Annotated in this window: 18 protein-coding genes; 8 read left to right on the top strand and 10 right to left on the bottom strand. The window is 64.7% G+C overall.

Annotated elements, in window-relative coordinates; genetic code table 11:
- Positions 1-198 precede the first annotated feature (198 nt).
- A complete protein-coding gene (locus QQK25_RS00810; protein ID WP_284186305.1) occupies positions 199-2,130 on the bottom strand; it encodes a bifunctional diguanylate cyclase/phosphodiesterase in 1,932 nt (643 codons plus the stop codon).
- 4 nt (positions 2,131-2,134) lie between these two features.
- Positions 2,135-2,800 carry a transglutaminase-like cysteine peptidase gene (locus QQK25_RS00805; RefSeq protein WP_284186304.1) on the bottom strand — a complete coding sequence of 222 codons (666 nt, stop codon included), beginning with the start codon at positions 2,798-2,800 and terminating at the stop codon, positions 2,135-2,137.
- Between the two features lie 358 nt (positions 2,801-3,158).
- Between QQK25_RS00805 and QQK25_RS00800 the strand changes: the two genes are divergently transcribed.
- Entirely contained in the window at positions 3,159-4,985 is a 1,827-nt protein-coding gene (locus QQK25_RS00800) for a TolC family outer membrane protein (protein ID WP_284186303.1), read from the top strand.
- A gap of 103 nt (positions 4,986-5,088) precedes the next feature.
- Here QQK25_RS00800 and QQK25_RS00795 read toward each other — a convergent pair whose 3' ends face one another.
- Positions 5,089-6,192 carry an aromatic ring-hydroxylating oxygenase subunit alpha gene (locus tag QQK25_RS00795; RefSeq protein ID WP_284186302.1) on the bottom strand — a complete coding sequence of 368 codons (1,104 nt, stop codon included), beginning with the start codon at positions 6,190-6,192 and terminating at the stop codon, positions 5,089-5,091.
- A 126-nt stretch (positions 6,193-6,318) separates the two neighbouring features.
- Between QQK25_RS00795 and QQK25_RS00790 the strand changes: the two genes are divergently transcribed.
- From QQK25_RS00790 to folE2, 4 genes are all read left to right on the top strand, one after another.
- Positions 6,319-6,546: an exodeoxyribonuclease VII small subunit gene (locus tag QQK25_RS00790; protein ID WP_153161667.1), complete on the top strand. Its 228-nt coding sequence runs from the start codon at positions 6,319-6,321 to the stop codon at positions 6,544-6,546.
- Complete coding sequence (locus QQK25_RS00785) at positions 6,543-7,436, top strand: polyprenyl synthetase family protein (protein WP_284186301.1); 894 nt, start codon at positions 6,543-6,545, stop codon at positions 7,434-7,436. Before QQK25_RS00790 ends, QQK25_RS00785 begins: the two co-directional genes overlap by 4 nt.
- A 46-nt stretch (positions 7,437-7,482) precedes the next feature.
- Positions 7,483-9,381, top strand: a complete 1,899-nt coding sequence (gene dxs / locus QQK25_RS00780; protein WP_284186300.1) for a 1-deoxy-D-xylulose-5-phosphate synthase — start codon at positions 7,483-7,485, stop codon at positions 9,379-9,381.
- A 71-nt stretch (positions 9,382-9,452) separates the two neighbouring features.
- A complete protein-coding gene (gene folE2 / locus QQK25_RS00775; RefSeq protein ID WP_284186299.1) occupies positions 9,453-10,259 on the top strand; it encodes a GTP cyclohydrolase FolE2 in 807 nt (268 codons plus the stop codon).
- A gap of 81 nt (positions 10,260-10,340) precedes the next feature.
- Here the strand turns inward: folE2 and rplS are convergent, their stop codons facing one another.
- The 4 genes from rplS to rpsP all read right to left on the bottom strand — a co-directional run bounded on the left by rplS (position 10,341) and on the right by rpsP (position 12,411).
- Positions 10,341-10,751, bottom strand: a complete 411-nt coding sequence (gene rplS / locus QQK25_RS00770) for a 50S ribosomal protein L19 (RefSeq protein WP_284186298.1) — start codon at positions 10,749-10,751, stop codon at positions 10,341-10,343.
- An 88-nt stretch (positions 10,752-10,839) separates the two neighbouring features.
- Positions 10,840-11,619: a tRNA (guanosine(37)-N1)-methyltransferase TrmD gene (trmD, locus tag QQK25_RS00765; RefSeq protein WP_284186297.1), complete on the bottom strand. Its 780-nt coding sequence runs from the start codon at positions 11,617-11,619 to the stop codon at positions 10,840-10,842.
- Positions 11,619-12,122: a ribosome maturation factor RimM gene (gene rimM, locus QQK25_RS00760; RefSeq protein ID WP_284186296.1), complete on the bottom strand. Its 504-nt coding sequence runs from the start codon at positions 12,120-12,122 to the stop codon at positions 11,619-11,621. The genes trmD and rimM overlap by 1 nt, the downstream gene beginning before the upstream one ends.
- 37 nt (positions 12,123-12,159) lie before the next feature.
- Entirely contained in the window at positions 12,160-12,411 is a 252-nt protein-coding gene (rpsP, locus tag QQK25_RS00755) for a 30S ribosomal protein S16 (protein ID WP_153161674.1), read from the bottom strand.
- A gap of 214 nt (positions 12,412-12,625) precedes the next feature.
- Between rpsP and QQK25_RS00750 the strand changes: the two genes are divergently transcribed.
- Complete coding sequence (locus QQK25_RS00750; RefSeq protein ID WP_284186295.1) at positions 12,626-14,119, top strand: cyclic-di-GMP receptor FimW-related protein; 1,494 nt, start codon at positions 12,626-12,628, stop codon at positions 14,117-14,119.
- On the opposite strand, the gene QQK25_RS00745 is transcribed toward QQK25_RS00750, so the two are convergent.
- On the bottom strand, positions 14,107-15,342 hold the full coding sequence (locus tag QQK25_RS00745) for a YihY family inner membrane protein (protein ID WP_284186294.1): 1,236 nt from the start codon (positions 15,340-15,342) through the stop codon (positions 14,107-14,109). The genes QQK25_RS00750 and QQK25_RS00745 overlap by 13 nt on opposite strands.
- A gap of 102 nt (positions 15,343-15,444) precedes the next feature.
- Between QQK25_RS00745 and wrbA the strand changes: the two genes are divergently transcribed.
- A complete protein-coding gene (gene wrbA, locus QQK25_RS00740) occupies positions 15,445-16,041 on the top strand; it encodes an NAD(P)H:quinone oxidoreductase (RefSeq protein ID WP_284186293.1) in 597 nt (198 codons plus the stop codon).
- Positions 16,038-16,406, top strand: a complete 369-nt coding sequence (locus QQK25_RS00735; RefSeq protein WP_284186292.1) for a DUF2069 domain-containing protein — start codon at positions 16,038-16,040, stop codon at positions 16,404-16,406. Before wrbA ends, QQK25_RS00735 begins: the two co-directional genes overlap by 4 nt.
- A gap of 18 nt (positions 16,407-16,424) precedes the next feature.
- On the opposite strand, the gene QQK25_RS00730 is transcribed toward QQK25_RS00735, so the two are convergent.
- Both QQK25_RS00730 and pssA read right to left on the bottom strand, forming a co-directional pair.
- Positions 16,425-17,957 carry a 2-isopropylmalate synthase gene (locus QQK25_RS00730; protein WP_153161679.1) on the bottom strand — a complete coding sequence of 511 codons (1,533 nt, stop codon included), beginning with the start codon at positions 17,955-17,957 and terminating at the stop codon, positions 16,425-16,427.
- A 132-nt stretch (positions 17,958-18,089) separates the two neighbouring features.
- The gene (pssA, locus tag QQK25_RS00725; protein WP_284186291.1) at positions 18,090-18,878 is read right to left on the bottom strand and encodes a CDP-diacylglycerol--serine O-phosphatidyltransferase; all 789 of its coding nucleotides are present in this window, start codon (positions 18,876-18,878) and stop codon (positions 18,090-18,092) included.
- Between the last annotated feature and the right edge of the window lie 74 nt (positions 18,879-18,952).

Raw genomic sequence — 18,952 nt, 5'->3', positions numbered from 1 at the left:
AAACGCGGTGCGCTGGCGGTAGCTAGCGGATCGGCCAAGGCCACCTAACTCCGGACCTCCGACTCCTCACCCCTCACATCCAACGTCGTCCCCGATCAAAGCGGGCGTCACAAAAAAACGGCAACAATGATCGACTCATTGTTGCCGTTTTTGCACATCTGAAGCCTGCGGGCCTCCGCCCGCGCTGCTCAAGCCATCTCAGCCCTGGGCTGCCAGCCGGCGCGACGCCTCAGGCCCGGTCATGCCGCCAACCCCCAGCCACGCCGCCGTCGCCCATTCCTCGGACGAATGCACCTGTTCGGCGTACACCACCACGCCCAGCCCCCGCGCCACATCCACGATGGCCTTCACCAGCCGCTGGTGGCCGACGTTTTCGTGCAGGCTCGCCACAAAGCTGCCATCCAGCTTGAGGTAGGCCAGACGGATCGCGTAAAGCCGCGGCAGCGCCGCCAGCTGACGCCCGAAGTGCTCGATGCCCAGCTGCGCGCCGTGACGCGCCAGCACCTCGGCCAGCGCCTCCAGCCCGGCCAAGTTGGCATCCAGACCGCGCTCGCTTACCTCAACCGCAATCCGCGACGCACCCGCGCCGGCGGTGGCCAGCAGCACATCCAGCTGGTCGAGGAAGCCCGGCTCGATCAGCGACCGGGGCGCCACGTTGATCGCCACCGGATCGTTTGATCGCGCCAGCCGCTCGATGCCGAGTCGCACCGCTTCCAGATCGCAGGCCGACGCCAGCCCGACCCGCACCGCAGCCGGCATGAACTGGCCGGCGGTAAGCACGTTGCCGTCGGCGGTGGGTAGCCGCAGCATGAACTCCCGATGCACCAGGCTGCCATCGCCGGCGAGCACCGGATAATCCACCAGGGTGAACTCATGCCGCGCCAGCGCACCTTCGATCAGCTCCCGCCAGGCACCTTCGCCCGGCGCCGGCGTCGGGATATCCACGCCTTCGCCATTGACCACCAGCGCGTCGATGGACTCGGCGCGCATCAGCGCGGAATCGACCCGTGCAAGCACAGTGCCCGCCGCCTCGCCGCGCCGGTAACCCATCACCGCGGCGCGGGCCTTCAGGCCGCCCGCGTCGCTGGTCTGCAGGTCGAGGGCGGTGATCGCGCTCTGGACCCGCTCGAAAACCCGCCGGCCCTCGTCGAGCCCCTGGCCCGGCAGCAGGATCGCGAAGTCGGCGCCGCCCACCCGGGCCAGCGACACGTCGTCCACGCCGTCCAGGCTGGCCTGCATCGCCTTGCCCACGGCCATCAGCCATTCGTCGGTGCGGGCCCGGCCCAGATGCTGGTTGAGCGTCGCCAGATCGGCGATCCGCAGCATGCCCACGCAACCCACGGCCGGCGCATCGGAATCGGCCAGCACCCGGCGCAGCTCGCCGCTGAAGCACGCCCGGTTGAGCAGCCCGGTGCCCGGATCGCGGCTGCCCTCGTCGCGTAGCGCCTCGATCCGCGCCGCCTGCTCGGCAAACAGCGCCCGCACCCGCTCCGACATGTGATTGAGCGCCGCCGCCACGCTGCGCAGCTCCACCACCTTGGGCTCGGCCAGCACCCGGAACTGCCCGGTGCCGATCGCCGCCGCCTGCTCGGCCATCTCGGCCAGCGGTTGCCGCACCCAGCGCAGCAGCGCCGAAACCGCCATCGCCCAGAAGAGGCCGATCGCCAGCATCAGGCTGCCCAGCTGGAGCACGCCATTCCACAGCGACCGGTAGGCATAACCCCGCGCCGCCTCCACCGACACCAGCCCGATCTGGCGCCAGCCGTCACTCACCTGGGCCTGACCGGGGCGCACGTCCATCGGCAGCACGGTGACCAGCCAGCCCGGCACGTCCTCGGGCTGATCCGGCTGGCTGCGCTCGATCTTCACCTTGCCGCTGCTGTCGATGAAGCGGATCGACCGGTAATGGCCACCGTCGAACAGCGCCGTGACCAGCAGCTCCATCGTCGCCGCGTCCTTCGTCTGCTGGGACATGGACAGCGCCAGCGACACCGCACCGTCGCTCGACTGGGCCCGCAACTGCTGCTCGAAGTAGCCGCGGGCCGTCATCAGGCTGACGGCGAATGCGCCCACCAGCACCAGCCCCATCGCCACCACCACACTCACCCACAATCGCTTCAACAGTGACATGACCTTAATCCCTCAAACCTTCTGCATTCATCCGCAGCAGCATCTCGCGCCAGCGGGAGACGCGATCCACCGGCTGTGACGCCTGGGTCGCCCCGCCCACGAAGATGCCCTGCATGTTGAAACTGAAAACCGGCGCCAGATCGGGCCGCGCCGACGCCGGCCGGATGCCGGTGACCAGGTTGTCGAGCACCAGCGGCACCGCGTCGGGCGTGGCGTAGTAGCTCAGCACCATGTGCGCCTGGGTCACGCTGCTGCCGGCGCCACCGATCCGCGCCCGCACGTAAGTCATCCTGAGACGATCTTCCGCCACCCCGAGCTCGCGCAGGGTGAAATACTTGGCGAAGACATAGTCCTCGCAGTCGCCGGCGCCCCGGGCGAGCACCTCCAGCGGCGTCGCCCAGTAATCGGTCTGGCCCCACACCTGGCTGTCCTCGGCAAAGCGGATGCGCCGGTTGAAGAACTCATTGACCCGCTGGAGCTGCGCCTCCTCGGGCAGATCCCGCCAGCTAACCACCGCGCTACGCCAGCCATCCACCGCCTCTGCGGCGGCGGTGCCAAAACGCAGCTGCGCCACCTGGCGCATCCGGTCCATGTCGAAGCCGCCCCGAGCCCCGCCGGCGATCAACAGGATCACCGCGCCGCCGACTGCGGCGAGACGGCGGTACGCCATCACCGGACGGCCTGGGCGCAAGACAGGAAAGAAGCGCATCAAAGGGAAACGGGAAGGCTGTCGCTGGTCTCGGGGAGTGGGTCGCGCCGAATGCCGCCTTGCGGCACGCCGGCAGTCCAGGTGTACGGCCTCGCCCTGGAAAAGTTAAATTTCGCCCACAGGCGCTATAAATTGTGAAAAATGTTTTCCGTTAGGTCATATTCAAGGGCCAAAAGACCAAAACTCCAAATACTGCGCACCTTCGGCAGTTTCTGGCCCGTAGAATCCAATCGCGATAGCCCATTCAGATCAACGGCCCCGAACGATCTGCCGGATTCTTTCGCACCAGCACGGCACATTTCGAAACTACGAGACGACAATGTTCAAAGCAACAAAGCTCTCAGTCTGCCTGACACTCTCCCTGCTCTCCATGGCACCTGCCCACGCGGCGCCGGGCACGATGCGCGACGCGATTGAAAAAGCGATCCTGCGCAATCCGGAAGTGCTGGCCCGCCTGCACAACTACCAGGCCGCCGATGCCGAACGTGACGTGGTGCGCGGCGGCTACTTCCCCCGTGTCGACCTGCAGGGTTACACCGGCCGCGAGCGCCGCGAGACACCCACCACCGGCCCCGACACGTACTCCCGTCCCGGCTACCAGCTGCAACTGCGCCAGCTGGTGTTCGATGGCTTTGCGACGCGCAACGACGTCAAGCGCCTGGGCTTTGCCCGCGCAACCCGTTATTTCGAGCTCCTCGGCACCACCGACGACACCGCCTTCGAAGCCGCCCGCGCCTACCTCGACGTGCTGCGCTACCGCGAACTCGCCGGCCTCGCCCAGGAAAACTGGGCCATCCACAAGGAAACCGTCGATCAGATCGAGCGCCGCGTGAAGGCCGGCGTCGGCCGCCGGGTCGACCTCGAACAGGCCTTCGGCCGTCTGGCCCTCGCCCAGTCCAACTGGCTCACCGAAAGCTCCAACCTCCACGACGTCTCCCAGCGCTTCCAGCGCATCGTCGGCGAGGCCCCGGCCGACGCCCTCGACAAGCCGCCCGTCTTCACCGACAAGCTGCCCACCGAGAAAGACGTGCTGCGCCAGGCCATCACCGACAACCCCGGCTTCAAGGCCGCGGTTGCCAACATCCGCGCCTCCCGCGCCAACATCGACGTGCAGCGCGCCAACTACTCGCCGACCGTCGAAGTGCGCGCCAGCACCGGCATGGACAAGAACCTCCTGGGCGTGACCGGTGAAACCAACACCAACGCCCTGCAGGTCCTGATGAACTGGAACCTCTTCAAGGGCGGCGCCGACGAAGCCCGCATCCGCCAGTCCCACGAGCAGCTCTACAACGCCACCGACCTGCGCGACAAGGCCTGCCGCGACATCCGCCAGCAGACTGCCATCGCCTGGAACGACGTCAAGAAACTCAAGGAACAGCTGATCTACCTGGAGCAGCACCAGCTCTCCACCGAGAAGGCGCGCGACGCCTACCGTCAGCAGTTCGATATCGGCCAGCGCAGCCTGCTCGACGTGCTCAACACCGAGAACGAACTGTTCGAGGCCAAGCGCGCCAGCACCCGGGCCCGTTTCGACCTGACCCAGGCCGAACTGCGCGTCCTAACCCAGACCCACACCATCCTCCCGAGCGTGACGCTGGCGCCTGTGGCCCGCACCGGCCCTGAAGAAGCAGGCGTTACCGAACCGGGCGAAGACGAGACCCTGCTGTGCAGCACCACCCTGCCGGTGGTCGCGCCCCTCGACACCGCGGGCGCCATGCAGGGCCGCACGCCGCCGGCAGCCACCCCGCTGGCCATGGCCGAGGCGGTAGCCGCCAGCGTGGCGAGCACCAGCGCCCCGGCCGCACCGAGCGCAGCGCAGGCGATCGAGCCGCTGGTCAAGTCATGGGCCGCCGCCTGGTCTGCCAAGGATGTGGCACGCTACAAGTCGTTCTACTCCAGCGCCTTCAAGCCCGACCAAGGCACCCGCGAGGCCTGGATGGCAACCCGTGAAAAGCGCGTCACCCGGCCTGGCGAGATCGCCGTCGAAGTCGACAAGCTGAACGTCCGCAGCGTCTCGGCCAGCACCGCCGAAGCCACCTTCGTCCAGCACTACCGCTCAAAGGGCTTCAACGACGCGATGAACAAGACCCTCCAGTACCAGCTGGAAAACGGTCAGTGGAAGATCATTCGCGAGTCCAACCGCTGATCGCCCCACCCGCCCCGCCACCCGCGGGGCACAAAGACAAAGGGAGCCACATGGGCTCCCTTTGTCTTTGGTGACACCCCTTGCGGGCATCACGGATGCGGCTTTACAGGTGCGGCTGGATGATCCGGCGATAGAACTCGTGGAAGTGCTGCATCCCGTCCTCGTAGGGCGACTGGTAGGGCCCGACCTCAGAGCGGCCTTCCTTCATCAGGGCCAGACGGCCACGATCCATCCGCTCGCCGATGTCGTCGTCCTCGATGGCGGTTTCCATGTAGGCGGCCTGCTCGGCCTCGACGAAGTCGCGCTCGAACTCGAGGATCTCTTCCGGGTAGTAGAACTCGACGACGTTGGTCGTCTTGTTTACGTCGGTCGGAATCAGGGTGCTCACCACCAGCACGTTGGGGTACCACTCAACCATGATGTTGGGGAAATAGGTCAACCATATTGCCCCATGTTTCGGCATTTCACCGCCGCCATAGTTGAGCACGGCGTCGTGCCAGCGCTTGTAGGCCGGAGATCCGGGCTTCTTGAGCGAAGTGATGCCCACCCGCTGCACCGAATACCACTCGCCGAACTGCCAGGTGAGATCGTCACAGGTGACGAACTGCCCAAGCCCGGGGTGATACGGCACCACGTGGTAGTCCTCGAGGTACACCTCGATGAAGGTCTTCCAGTTGTAGTTGCACTCGTGGATCTCGACCCGATCGAGCTTGTAGCCGTCGAACTTCAGTTCGCCCGCCACCTGCATTCCGGACAGATCGGCGTTCGCCGAGCGCGGCCCCTTGAAGAGCAGACCCTGCCAGTTCTCAAGCTTGTCACGCTGGAGGTTGAGACACGGGTTTTCCGGGAAATGCGGCGCACCGATCAGCAGACCGTCGGGGTTGTACGTCCAGCGGTGGATCGGGCAGACGATGTTCCGCTCGGCCGTGCCGGTGCCCTGCAGCATGACCGCCTGACGGTGACGGCAGATGTTGGACATCTGGTAGAAACCGTCGTCGCGATTGACCAGCAGCTTGGCGTGATCCCGCCACTCCAGCGAGCGGTACTGGTTGACTTCCGGCACCATCAGCTCGTGGCCGACGTAGCCCGGACCGGCATCGAAGAGGAGGCGCTTCTCCAGCTCGAAGATTTTTTCGTCGAAATACCACGATACCGGCAACTGGGAAACAGCCGGCGATAGATGTGCCTGAGAAGCGATATCAGACATCCCGAACCCCCTTGTCGAAAGCGAAAGCCCGAAACGTAAAGCTCGCCATTATATAGTATTACGCGTTTGACCTGAAGCCCGGCGATAGGCTATTTTTACGGTTTGCCTCCAGTCAGTTCCGGCAGCATGGTCAAATCATCCGCAAGCAAGCCCGCCAGTTTCGAATCGGCCGTCGCCGAGCTCGAGACCATCGTCCAGGACATGGAAAACGGGCAACTCCCCCTGGATCAGGCCCTCGCCGCCTACCAGCGCGGCACCGTGCTGCTGCGCCAGTGCCAGGCCCAGCTGACCAAGGCCGAGCAGACCATCCGGGTGCTCGAAACCGAGAATACGCCGGAAGACACCCAGCCATGAGCGCCACCTTCAGCCAATGGATGGGCGACATCCAGCAACGCACCGAATCCGCCCTTGATCGCGCCCTCCCCGGCGCCGACATCGCCCCGACCCGCCTCCACGACGCCATGCGCTACGCCGTTCTCGGCGGCGGCAAGCGGGTCCGTCCGCTGCTGGTGCACGCCGGCGGCCAGCTTACCGGCGCCGCGCCCGAGCGCCTCGACCGCGTAGCCTGTGCGATCGAGATGATCCACGCCTACTCCCTCGTCCATGACGACATGCCGTGCATGGACGACGACGTGCTGCGCCGCGGCAAACCCACGGTTCACGTCGAATACGACGAAGCCACCGCGCTCCTCGTGGGCGACGCCCTGCAGACGCAGGCCTTCCTGCATCTTGCCGACGGTGCCGTGTGCGACGACCCGCAACGCCAGATCGCCATGATCCGCCAGCTCGCCCAGGCCAGCGGCTCCCGCGGCATGTGCGGCGGCCAGGCCATCGACCTGGGCTCGGTCGGCCAGCAACTCACGCTGCCCGAACTCGAGTTCATGCACATCCACAAGACGGGCGCCTTGATCCGGGCCTCGATCAACCTCGGTGTACAATGCGGCCGCAGCCTCGACGAAGCGCAGATGGCCTCGCTGGACCATGTGGGCAAGGTGATCGGCCTGCTGTTCCAGGTGGTGGACGACATCCTCGACGCCGAGGCCGACACCGCCACCCTGGGCAAGACCGCCGGCAAGGACGCCGCCAACGACAAGCCGACCTATGTGAGCCTGCTGGGCGTCACCCGCGCCCGCGAACTCGCCGAAGAGATGTGCCAGGAGGCCCTGGATCGCCTCGCGCCCTTCGGCGACAGCAGCCAGCGCCTGGCCGAACTGACGCGCTTCATCATCCGCCGCCAGTTCTGAGCCGTCGCCAACCGAATTTCGCCCATTAACGACCCGGTAACCCGGAATGCCTCACGCAACGCAGCCCGCCTCTCCCCGCGCCAGCCTGCTGGACCGGATCGCCTCACCCGCGGATCTTCGCAAGCTCGAAGCCAGCGAACTCCCCGTCCTGGCCGACGAACTGCGCAACTTCCTGATTGATTCCGTCTCCCGTACCGGCGGACACCTGTCGTCCAACCTCGGCACCGTCGAGCTCACCATCGCCCTGCACTACGTCTTCAACACGCCCGAAGACCGCATCGTGTGGGACGTTGGCCATCAGACCTACGCCCACAAGGTGCTCACCGGCCGCCGTGAGGCCATGGCGGGCCTCCGCCAATACCAGGGCATCTCCGGCTTCCCGCGGCGCTGCGAGAGCGACTACGACACCTTCGGCACCGCCCACTCGTCCACCTCGATCTCGGCCGCCCTGGGCATGGCCGAAGCGGCCCGCCTGCGCGGTGAAGACCGCCGCGCCATCGCGGTGATCGGCGACGGCGCCATGTCGGCCGGCATGGCCTTCGAGGCCCTCAACAACGCCGGCGACATCCACGACACCAACCTGCTGGTCATCCTCAACGACAACGAGATGTCCATCTCGCCGCCGGTGGGCGCCCTCAACAAGCACCTGTCGCGGCTGCTGTCGGGCCGCATCTACAACGGCGCCCGCAAGATCGGCAAGCGCTTCCTCGAAAACCTGCCGCCGCCCGTCTTCGAGCTCGCCCGCCGCACCGAAGAGCACGTCAAGGGCATGGTGATGCCCGGCACGATGTTCGAAGAGTTCGGCTTCAACTACATCGGCCCCATCGACGGCCACGACCTCGAATCCCTGCTCCCCACCCTGCAGAACCTGCGCACGCTCAAGGGCCCGCAATTCCTGCACGTGATCACCCGCAAGGGCCAGGGCTACAAGCTCGCCGAAGCCGACCCGATCCTCTACCACGGCGTCTCCAAGTTCGACCACACCGCAGGCATCGCCACCGGCAAGGATTCCAAGGGCGGCGGCAAGCTCACCTACACCCAGATCTTCGGCGACTGGCTGTGCGACATGGCAGCCATCGACAAGCGCCTGGTGGCCATCACCCCGGCCATGCGCGAAGGCTCCGGCATGGTCCGCTTCGCCCACGAATACCCCGACCGCTACTACGACGTGGGGATCGCCGAGCAGCACGCCCTCACCTTCGGCGCCGGCCTCGCCTGCGAAGGCTTCAAGCCGGTGGTGGCGATCTACTCCACCTTCCTGCAGCGCGCCTACGACCAGTTCATCCACGACGTGGCCCTGCAGAACCTGCCGGTGATGATGGCCATCGACCGGGCCGGCCTCGTCGGCGCCGACGGCGCCACCCACCACGGCGCGTTCGATCTCTCGTACCTGGCCTGCATCCCCAATCTCACGATCTTCTGCCCGGCCGACGAAAACGAATGCCGGCAGATGCTCTACACCGCATACATGCACGACGGCCCGACCGCCGTGCGTTACCCGCGCGGCAGCGGCCTGGGCGTCACGCCGATGGCCGACATGAGCCTGATGCCCATCGGCAAGGGCGAGATCCGCCGTCAGGGCAAGCGCACCGCCCTCCTCGCCTTCGGCAGCATGCTCGGCAACGCCCTCAAGGCGGGCGATGAGATCGACGCCACCGTGGCCAACATGCGCTTCGTCAAGCCCATCGACCGCGAGCTCATCCTCCAGCTTGCCGCCGGGCATGAACTGCTGGTCACCCTCGAAGAAAACGCCACCATCGGCGGCGCTGGCTCCGAGGTGACCCGCGTCCTCCACGAGGCGGGCTTGCCTGTCCGCGTGCTGCAGATCGGCCTGCCCGACCGCTTCATCGACCACGGCGACCACGCCCAGCTCTTCACCGAGATCGGTCTCGATGTGCCGGGCATCCTCAAACGCATCGAAGAAGCCTATCAGCCGAATAGTTGAGTGCTTTTGTCGGGAATGATAGGATCAAATCGTTGGGAACACAGATTCCCGCGAGACCATAGAGAACAGCCATGACGACCCAGACCCCAACCGCCATCCCGGACGTTCAGAACTCCGCGGATTCCCGCCAGCTCGCCATCAACAAGGTGGGCATCAAGTCCATCCGTCACCCCATCAAGGTGATGGACAAGAACGGCGGCGTGCAGCACACCATCGCGATGTTCAACATGTACGTCGGCCTGCCCCACAATTTCAAGGGCACCCACATGTCCCGCTTCGTGGAGATCCTCAACAGCCACGAACGGGAGATTTCGGTCGAATCCTTCGAGCCCATGCTGCGCGAGATGGTCCACAAGCTCGAGGCCGAGACCGGCCACGTGGAGATGACCTTCCCGTACTTCATCAACAAGGCTGCCCCGGTTTCGGGCGTGCAGAGCCTGATGGACTACGAAGTCACCTTCATCGGCGAGATCCGCGAAGGCGGCGTCTATGAGTTCACGATGAAGATCGTCGTGCCGGTGACCAGCCTGTGCCCCTGCTCGAAGAAGATCTCCGAGTACGGCGCCCACAACCAGCGCTCCCACGTCACCGTCACCACCACCACCAACGATCACCTGTGGATCGAGGAACTCGTCCAGCTGGTCGAAGGCCAGGCCTCCTGCGAGCTCTACGGCCTGCTCAAGCGCCCCGACGAGAAGTACGTCACCGAGCGCGCCTACGACAACCCCAAGTTCGTCGAGGACATGGTGCGTGACGTGGCCGGCTGCCTCAATCGCGAGCCCCGCATCGATGCCTACGTGGTCGAATCCGAGAATTTCGAATCCATCCACAATCACTCGGCCTACGCGCTCATCGAGCACGACAAGCGCGCGCAGTAACACCCCCTCCTCTGCCGGCAACGGCGGAGCAGGACGAAAAAAACGGCACCCGAAGGTGCCGTTTTTTTGTACCCCTGAAGATCAGGCAGCTGCAGCAGCCTTGGCAGCAGCAGCCTTCGCAGCGAAGGACTTGTGATCGAGCTTTTCCTTGATCCGCGCGGACTTGCCGGAGCGGTTGCGGAGGTAGTACAGCTTGGCACGACGCACGTCACCACGACGCTTCACTTCGATGCTGGCAACCAGCGGGGAGTAGGTCTGGAACGTACGCTCCACGCCTTCACCGGAAGAGATCTTGCGTACGATGAAAGCGGAATTGAGGCCGCGGTTACGCTTGGCGATGACGACGCCTTCGTAAGCCTGCAGACGCTCACGGTTACCTTCCTTGACCTTCACCTGAACGATCACGGTGTCGCCGGGGGCGAAATCGGGAACGGTCTTGCTCTGGGTCAGGCGGGTGATTTCTTCTTGTTCCAGTTGCTGAATGAGGTTCATGCGTAACTCCAATCAATGATGAGGCCTTTGGCCCTTCGTGCAGAGCAGGTCGCCACCTGGTACACGCCTTTTTTATGAAACCGGAAGACTAATCCGCCGGTTTCGCTTCTGCCCGCCGGAAAGCTTCCAGCAGACGGAATTCTTCCTTGCTCAACGCACGCCCTTCCAGCAGATCCGGCCGCCGCTGTTCGGTGCGGCCGAGGGACTGCTGGAGCCGCCAGCGGCGGATCTCGGCGTGATTGCCGGACAGCAGCACGTCTGGCACCGCCATGTCCTCGTAGACCACCGGGCGGGTGTAGTGCGGACAATCCAGCAAACCATCGACGAAGGAATCCTCCACCGCCGAATCCTCGTCGTTCAATGCGCCCGGCAATTGCCGGATCATCGAGTCGAGCAAAACCATTGCCGGCAACTCCCCGCCCGAAAGCACGAAGTCACCCAGCGAAATCTCTTCGTCGACGCAGCGTTCAATCAAACGCTGATCAACACCTTCATAACGACCGCACAGCAACACCAGCGCCGGCTCCGCCACGAGTTCGAGCACACGACCATGATCCAGCCGACGCCCCTGGGGCGACAGGTAGATCACCCGCCCTGCACTGCCGACAGAATCCTGCTGACGCGCCTTGGCGGCGACAATCGCCTTCTCGAGCGGACCGGGCAACATCACCATGCCGGGGCCACCGCCATAAGGGCGATCATCCACGGTACGGTAACGGTCTTCGGCAAAATCCCGGGGGTTCCAGCAGTTGAGCTCGTAGAGCCCGCGCTCCCGGGCACGCCCGGTGATCCCGAATCCGGACAGCGCCGAAAACATTTCAGGAAACAGCGTGATGACGTCAAAGGCCCTGCGACCAGAAGCCGGCATCACCAATCTGCTTCCCACTCCACCGAAATCACGCCAGCAGGGACATCCACCTTGCCGACATAGCTCGCGACGAAGGGAATCAGGCGCTCGGTATCGCCATCCTGAATCTGCAACACATCGTGCGCGCCCGTGGACAGCAAGCCGGTCACCTTGCCAAGAACGACGCCAGCGGCGTTGCGCACTTCCAAGCCGATCAGATCGCCCCAGTAGAACTCATCCTCGTCGGGCTTTGGCATCGCCTCCCGCGGGGCTGCGATGTAGTAACCCGCGACGGCTTCCGAAGCGTTGCGGTCGGGCACTTCGGCAAAGGCGGCCACAAGATCGCCCTTGCCATGCTCCTTACAGCCCGTCAACGTATACGGCACCCAGTCCGAACCATCAGGATCGGTACCGAGCCACCATTGGGGCATCTTCTTCCATGACAGCGGATCATCCCCGAAAGGATGAACCCGCACCCAACCCTTGACACCGAAGGGAGCGACAATTCGCCCCAATACAATCATTGATCGACGCTCAGAAGGCTGGGTTTGATACCGACGCTCAGGCAGCAGCCTTGGCGGACTGCTTGACGAGACGGGCGACGGTGTCGGAAAGCTGAGCACCGTTGCCTTGCCAGTAGGCCAGACGCTCGGTGTTCACGACGAGGCCCTTTTCAGCGCCCGAGGCAACCGGGTTGTAGAAACCAACGCGCTCGATGAAACGGCCATCGCGGCGATTGCGGGAATCAGCGGCGACGATGTTGTAGAAAGGACGCTTCTTGGAACCGCTGCGGGCAAGACGAATGACAACCATGACTATCCCTGATCCGATGGAAATTGGAAAAACGTTGGATATTAAGGCACCTAGCGAAAAACCGCAAGACAAGCTTGGCCCTGCACGCCAGCCCTGCCAAATCGGACAGCCGGATTCGCGGAATGCACCCAATGCAAGCAGACAGGCGGATTCCAGCCACATGTTTCTGGTAACTTAATTACAATAGCAAGCTGGTTACGAGAAAACCTTGGCAATGAGCGCCGCCGACTCCCCAAAATCCGACCGCACGGCCCCGATCCTCGATTGGCTGGCCACCGACCTCACTGCCGATGCAGACCTTGAGCTGGCGGCCCTCGTCCGTCACCTCGACGATCTCGGTCGCCCGGAGATCAGCCGCAACCAGTTCCATCGCTGTCTCGATCTGCTCCACACCCGTGCGCTGGCGATCAGCAAGATGCATCGCGAGCGCTTCGCCGTCGCCACCCTGCCCCTCTCGGTCAGCCTCCACCGCTCCGCCTCCCGGCTCGTGGCCGCCCTCGGAAAGGTCGCCTCCGGCTATGGCGAAGTGCTTGCCGAAGTGCAGCACCGGCTCGTCCGGACGATGCGCCGCAACCCGGAAGTCATCAGCGCCAAGGCGCTGGAAATCCTCGGCGAGCAACTGACCATCGCCCACCTGGCCGGCAACAGTGCGCCTTTCGAGTTCTGGCAGCGCGCCCACGGCTTTTTCCAGGGCAGTCGCGCCGAATCACCCGCCGACGCCAAGGCAGGCGGCATTCCCGACGCAACCCTCAAGGCCTACAAATACCTGCTGGCCTTCGTCGCAGCACAACCGGAAGGGCTGACCAGCGCCGAAATCAGCTGGCTTTCCGAATTCCTCTCGGCCAACGCCAAGTACGTGACGATCCGGCACTCGGTGCCGAACGATCCAGGGCACGGCTGGTTGTGGATCGATCTCGATCAGGACGCCCCGCCGGTTTCAATCAACCGGCGCGACCCGCCGGCCGTCGACGGCCTCATCTATTTCACGGCCGAAGAACTCGCCCGTCGCACCACTTCGCTGATTGAGCAACTCGAAGGCGAAGGCCCCGAGCCCGCCAACCTTCCCGCCGGCCTGTCCCGTTCGGCAACGGCAACGCTACTCCGGCGCGTTCGCGAATACTGGGCGTCCCCTCCGCACCGCGAGCACGCACGGCGCCGCAATCAGTACGCCGTCAGCGTCTGCAGCGGCCTCGAGACCATCTGGAAGATGCTTCGCGAACCCGGGACGGCCCGCCAGAACCGCTACGCCTCCGAATGGATGGTCGTTAACGAAAGCCCGACCGGCTATGCCGTGATGCAGGTGACCGGGACGGCCAACAATCTGACTCCGGGCATTGCCATTGCCATCCGCCGCAGCGAGGAGGAACCCTGGTCGCTGTGCATCGTGCGCTGGATTCGTGCCGAAACGCCGGAACAGATCGAGCTGGGCCTGCAGGTCATCGGCAACGCCGCCAAGCCGGTTTCGGTGGGCTTCCGTAACGCCGAGCAATTACGCCCCATGCGCCCCGCACTGGTGCTTCCGCCCGTGGCGGCCCTGGGGCGCCAGCAGGCGATCCTGGCGCCTGCGGGCACCTATTCGGCACGGCGCTTCATGCTGGTTTCCGACGTCCAGCGCCTCTATATCGCCCAGGGGCGGCTTCTCAGCCTCGACATCCAGACCCCGGCTGTCGAGCTGTTCCAGTACGAGATCGACCCCTACCCGCTCTGACCCGAGCCAGTGCGCCCGCCGCCGCTGGCTGCCAGCGTCGCAAGTGTGACGGACGCCGACGCGTCCAGCGCGGCAAGCACATCGTGCCAGCAGGCATCGACCGCGGCCCCGGCTGAGGTGGCGACGGGCTGCGGTTGAGTCAGACTGTTCCAGCCAAACAGGCGACCGACCTCCCCCGCCTGAACATCCTCCGCCGCCCGGGCAAGCAGCCATCCGCCCTGCTCGCGCCGGGCCACGATGCCCGCCATCTCCAGCGTCTCGAGCAATTCCTGGATCTCGCCGTGACCACACCGGCCAGCCACCGACAGCCGGGCCACATCCCGACTCGCCCCGGCGCGCTGGGCAAGCGCCAGCTCGACCAGCAGCAACAAGGCCACATAGACCCGCCGCCCCGGAAACGCCGGCAGTGGCCGTCGCAGCACGTCACGTTCGGGCAGCACGGCGGCAACTACAGCTCCCAGCAGGACAACAATCCAAGACAGGTAGAGCCACAGCAGGAAGATCGGCACCACCGCAAACGCCCCATACACCAGCGTGTAACTGGGAAAATGACTCAGGTACAGACCAAAGAGCCGCTGCATCACCACGAAAGCCAGCGCCGCAAGAAACCCGGCCAGGGCGGCATCCGAAAACCTGACGCTGCAATGGGGCACAACGAAGTAGAGCGCGGTGAGCACGCACCCGAGAATCGTCACCGACACCACCCGCAGGCCGACAGCCTGGAGCCAGACCGGCTCGTTCACGATGTCGAGAGACATGCTCAGCATCGCCGTTGCCAGAAAAACACCACCGGCAAGCAGCAGCGGGCCGAACGACAGCGCCACCCAGTACGCCGCCAGACGCGTGGCCCACGGCCTGCGGCTACGCACCATCCAGATCTGGTTGATGACCGTGTCGATCGTCCGCATCAGCATCACTGCCGTGACAATCAGGACCAACGCACCGACAATGGTCAGATTGGTTGCCTTCTGGCTGAACTGGAACGCGTAGGTGGCGATCACCTTGCCGGCCTTTTCGGGCAGCAGATTGTCGAGCAGAAAGCCCCGCAACGCCGCATCCAACTGGGCGGATTGGGGAAACTTGCTCAGCACGACGGCCACCAGCGTGACGAACGGAACCAGCGAGAGCAGCGTGGTGAAGGCCAGGCTGGCCGCCACCTGAGCACAGCGCCCTTCCTTAAAGCGCTGCCAGATGACGCGCAGCAGATGCGCCGCCGACCGCATCAGCGACTCTCCAGGCGGCGAGACTTGCACTTGGAGGTCGGACCGGGAGTCAGTGGGGGAACTCATTTACGTATAATGCCCTTCCGTTCTACAGGCCCCACCATGCAGGAAATCCTCGTTCTCTATTACAGTCACCGCGGCTCCGTGCGCGCCCTTGCCGAAGTGATCGGGCGCGGTATCGATTCGGTTCCTGGCGCCGCAGCACGGCTGCGAACCGTACCACGCATCTCCGCGGTCTGCGAGGCCATCGAGGCGGACATCCCGGAGCGTGGCGCTCCGTATGCAGAGATGTCGGATCTGGAAGAGTGCATCGGCCTGGCGCTAGGCAGCCCCACGCGCTTTGGCAACATGTCGGCGCCGATGAAATATTTTCTGGATGGCACAGCGGGCCCATGGCTGTCGGGTGCCCTGGCCGGCAAGCCGGCCTGCGTATTCACCTCGTCGGCCAGCCAGCATGGCGGCCAGGAAAGCACGCTGCTGTCGATGATGACGCCGCTCCTGCACCACGGCATGCTGATCGTCGGCCTGCCCTTTTCCGAAGCCGACCTCACCGGCACCACCAGCGGTGGCTCGCCCTACGGCGCCACCCATGTGGCAGGCAAGGACGAAAACACCCGACTCACCGAAGAAGAAAAGCGCCTCGCCTTTGCCATGGGCAAACGTCTGGCCGAAACCGCTCTGAAGCTCGCACCCCAATGAAACCCAAGACCCTCTCGCTGATCGCCATCATCTCGCTGCTGGCCCTGATTTCCCTTTGCCTGGCGTGGGAAGCGATCCTCGCCCCGCTCCGTCCGGGCGGTTCGTGGATGACCCTCAAGGTGCTGCCGCTGATGGTGCCGCTCTTCGGCATCCTGCGCGGAAACCGCTACACCTACCAGTGGAGCACGATGCTGATCCTGCTCTATCTGACGGAAGGCGTGATCCGCACCAACGATGCGCCGCCGGGTAACCTGCTGGCGCTGGCCGAGGCTGCGCTGAGCGTGGTCTTCTTCATGGCGGCGATGCTCTACGCCCGCGCCACCGCGCCGTCCCGGCTGGCCCAGGCGCCGAAGCCCGGCGCCTGAAGCCCATGAATCCGCAGGTCAGACCTGCGGATTCACCCGCTCGATGTTGCTCTGCAGCTTGTTGAGCGCGTTGAGATAGGCCTTGGCCGACGCGACGATGATGTCGGTGTCGGCGCCCTGGCCATTGACCACCCGGCCATCCTTCGACAGACGCACGGTCACCTCACCCTGAGCATCGGTGCCGGTGGTGATCGCGTTGACCGAATACAGCAGCAGCTGCGCGCCGCTCTTCGCAATCCCTTCAATCGCCTTGAAGGCCGCATCCACCGGACCGGAGCCCGAGGACTGGACGTTCTCTTCCTTGTTGCCCACCGACAGCGTCACGCGGGCGCTCGGCTCTTCGCCGGTTTCGGAATGGAAGGCCGCGGAGAGCAGACGGAAGTGCTCTTTCGGCTCGGAGCTTTCGTCGCTCATCAGCGCCTGCAGATCCTCGTCGAAGATCTCGTGCTTCTTGTCGGCCAGGGCCTTGAAGCGGGCGAAGGCGTGGTTGAGCTGCTCTTCGGATTCGATCACCACGCCGAGCTCCTGCAGACGGGAGCGGAAGGCGTTGCGGCCGGAATGCTTGCCCATCACCAGCTTGTTGGCGCTCCAGCCCACGTCTTCGGCACGCATGATCTCGTAGGTCTCGCGGTGCTTGAGCACGCCATCCTGATGGATGCCGGATTCGTGGGCAAAGGCGTTGGCGCCGACGATGGCCTTGTTCGGCTGCACCGGGAAGCCGGTGATCCCCGACACCAGCTTGGAGGCCGGCACGATGTGGGTGGTGTCGATGCGGGTGTCGCACTGGTAGATGTCACGACGGGTGCGCACAGCCATCACCACCTCTTCGAGAGAGGCATTGCCGGCACGCTCGCCGAGGCCGTTGATGGTGCATTCCACCTGACGGGCACCGGCACGGACGGCGGCCAGCGAGTTGGCGACCGCGAGGCCCAGGTCGTTGTGGCAATGCACCGACCACACCACCTTGTCGGAATTCGGCACCCGCTCGATCAGGGTGCGGATGGTCGCGGCGAACTGCTCGGGGATGTTATAGCCGACGGTATCGGGCACGTTGATGGTCTTGGCGCCAGCCTTGATGACTTCCTCAAAGATGCGGCACAGGAAGTCGATCTCGGAGCGGCCGGCGTCTTCGGCCGAGAACTCCACGTCGTCGGTGTATTCGCGGGCCCAGCTGATCGCCTTGACTGCTGCCTCGACCACCTGATCGGGCGCCATGCGCAGCTTCTTCTCCATGTGGATCGGGCTGGTGGCGATGAAGGTGTGGATGCGGCTCTGGGCGGCCGGGCGGATGGCCTCGCCGGCGCGGCGGATGTCGTTCTCGTTGGCCCGGGCCAGCGAGCAGATCCGCGATTCCTTGATCGCCTCGGCCACCGCGCGGACGGCTTCGAAGTCGCCATTGGACGCCGCGGCAAAACCGGCCTCGATCACATCGACCTTCATGCGCTCGAGCTGGCGGGCGATCCGCAGCTTTTCATCCCGAGTCATCGACGCGCCAGGGCTCTGCTCGCCGTCGCGGAGGGTCGTATCGAAAATGATCAACTGGTCGTTCATGATGGGCTCCTGCCGAGTCTCTATAATTTGATTGGGCAATGGCCCGGCCGTTCAATGGGCCGGACGGAATTCGGATTGGAATGAAAACGGTCGGGCGAACTGCGCGCAAAGCGCGCACCGCATCCCTACGGATCAGGGCTGAGGATCAGCCTTGTCGGCCACCGCGGCGCTGCGCTTGCGCCCCTTGAGGAGGCTCCAGGCGCCGAGCACGTACCCCGATACGGCATAACACAGGAACAGGCCGAACAACACGCCCGGCGGATAGCTCGACACCAGCAGCAGACCGATCACGAAGGCGATGATGACGATGAAGGGCACGCTCTTGCGCAGGTTGATCTCCTTGCCGCTGTAGAAGAGCACGTTGCTCACCATCGAGATGCCGGCAAAGATCGTCAGCGCGCAGGCGTACCAGCGGATGTCGGGGCCGGCGATGCCGTTGTCGATCATCACCCACACCAGGCCCGCCACCAGGGCCGCCGCCGCCGGGCTGGGCAGCCCTTGAAAGTAGCGCTTGTCCACCACGTCGATGTTGGTATTGAAGCGGGCCAGCCGCAGGGCCGCACCGACGCAGTAGATGAAGGCCGCCATCCAGCCCAGCTTGCCCATGCCCTTGAGCGCCCATTCGTAGACGATCAGAGCCGGCGCCGCGCCGAAGGAAACCATGTCGGAAAGGGAGTCGTACTCGGCGCCGAAAGCGCTCTGGGTTCGGGTGAGGCGCGCCACACGGCCATCGAGGCCGTCCAGGACCATGGCAATGAAGATCGCCACCGCCGCCTGCTCGAAGAGCCCGTTCATCGCCTGCACGATGGCATAGAAGCCGGCGAACAGCGCAGCGGTCGTGAACAGGTTGGGAAGGATGTAGATGCCCCGGCGACGCCGCTCGGGGTTGAGCAAGGGCTTACGGGATTGCAGATCGGCCATGGATTCGGGCGATGAATGGAACCGGACGGAATTGTAACGCAGGTGAATCCGCCGAACCTGAAATGGCACCCAAA

The sequence above is a fragment of the Zoogloea oryzae genome (assembly GCF_030161255.1).
In the GTDB taxonomy this organism is placed as follows: Bacteria; Pseudomonadota; Gammaproteobacteria; order Burkholderiales; family Rhodocyclaceae; genus Zoogloea; species Zoogloea oryzae.
The sequence above is the reverse complement of the archived record's forward strand: the minus strand, read 5'-3'. Positions and strand labels throughout refer to the sequence as shown.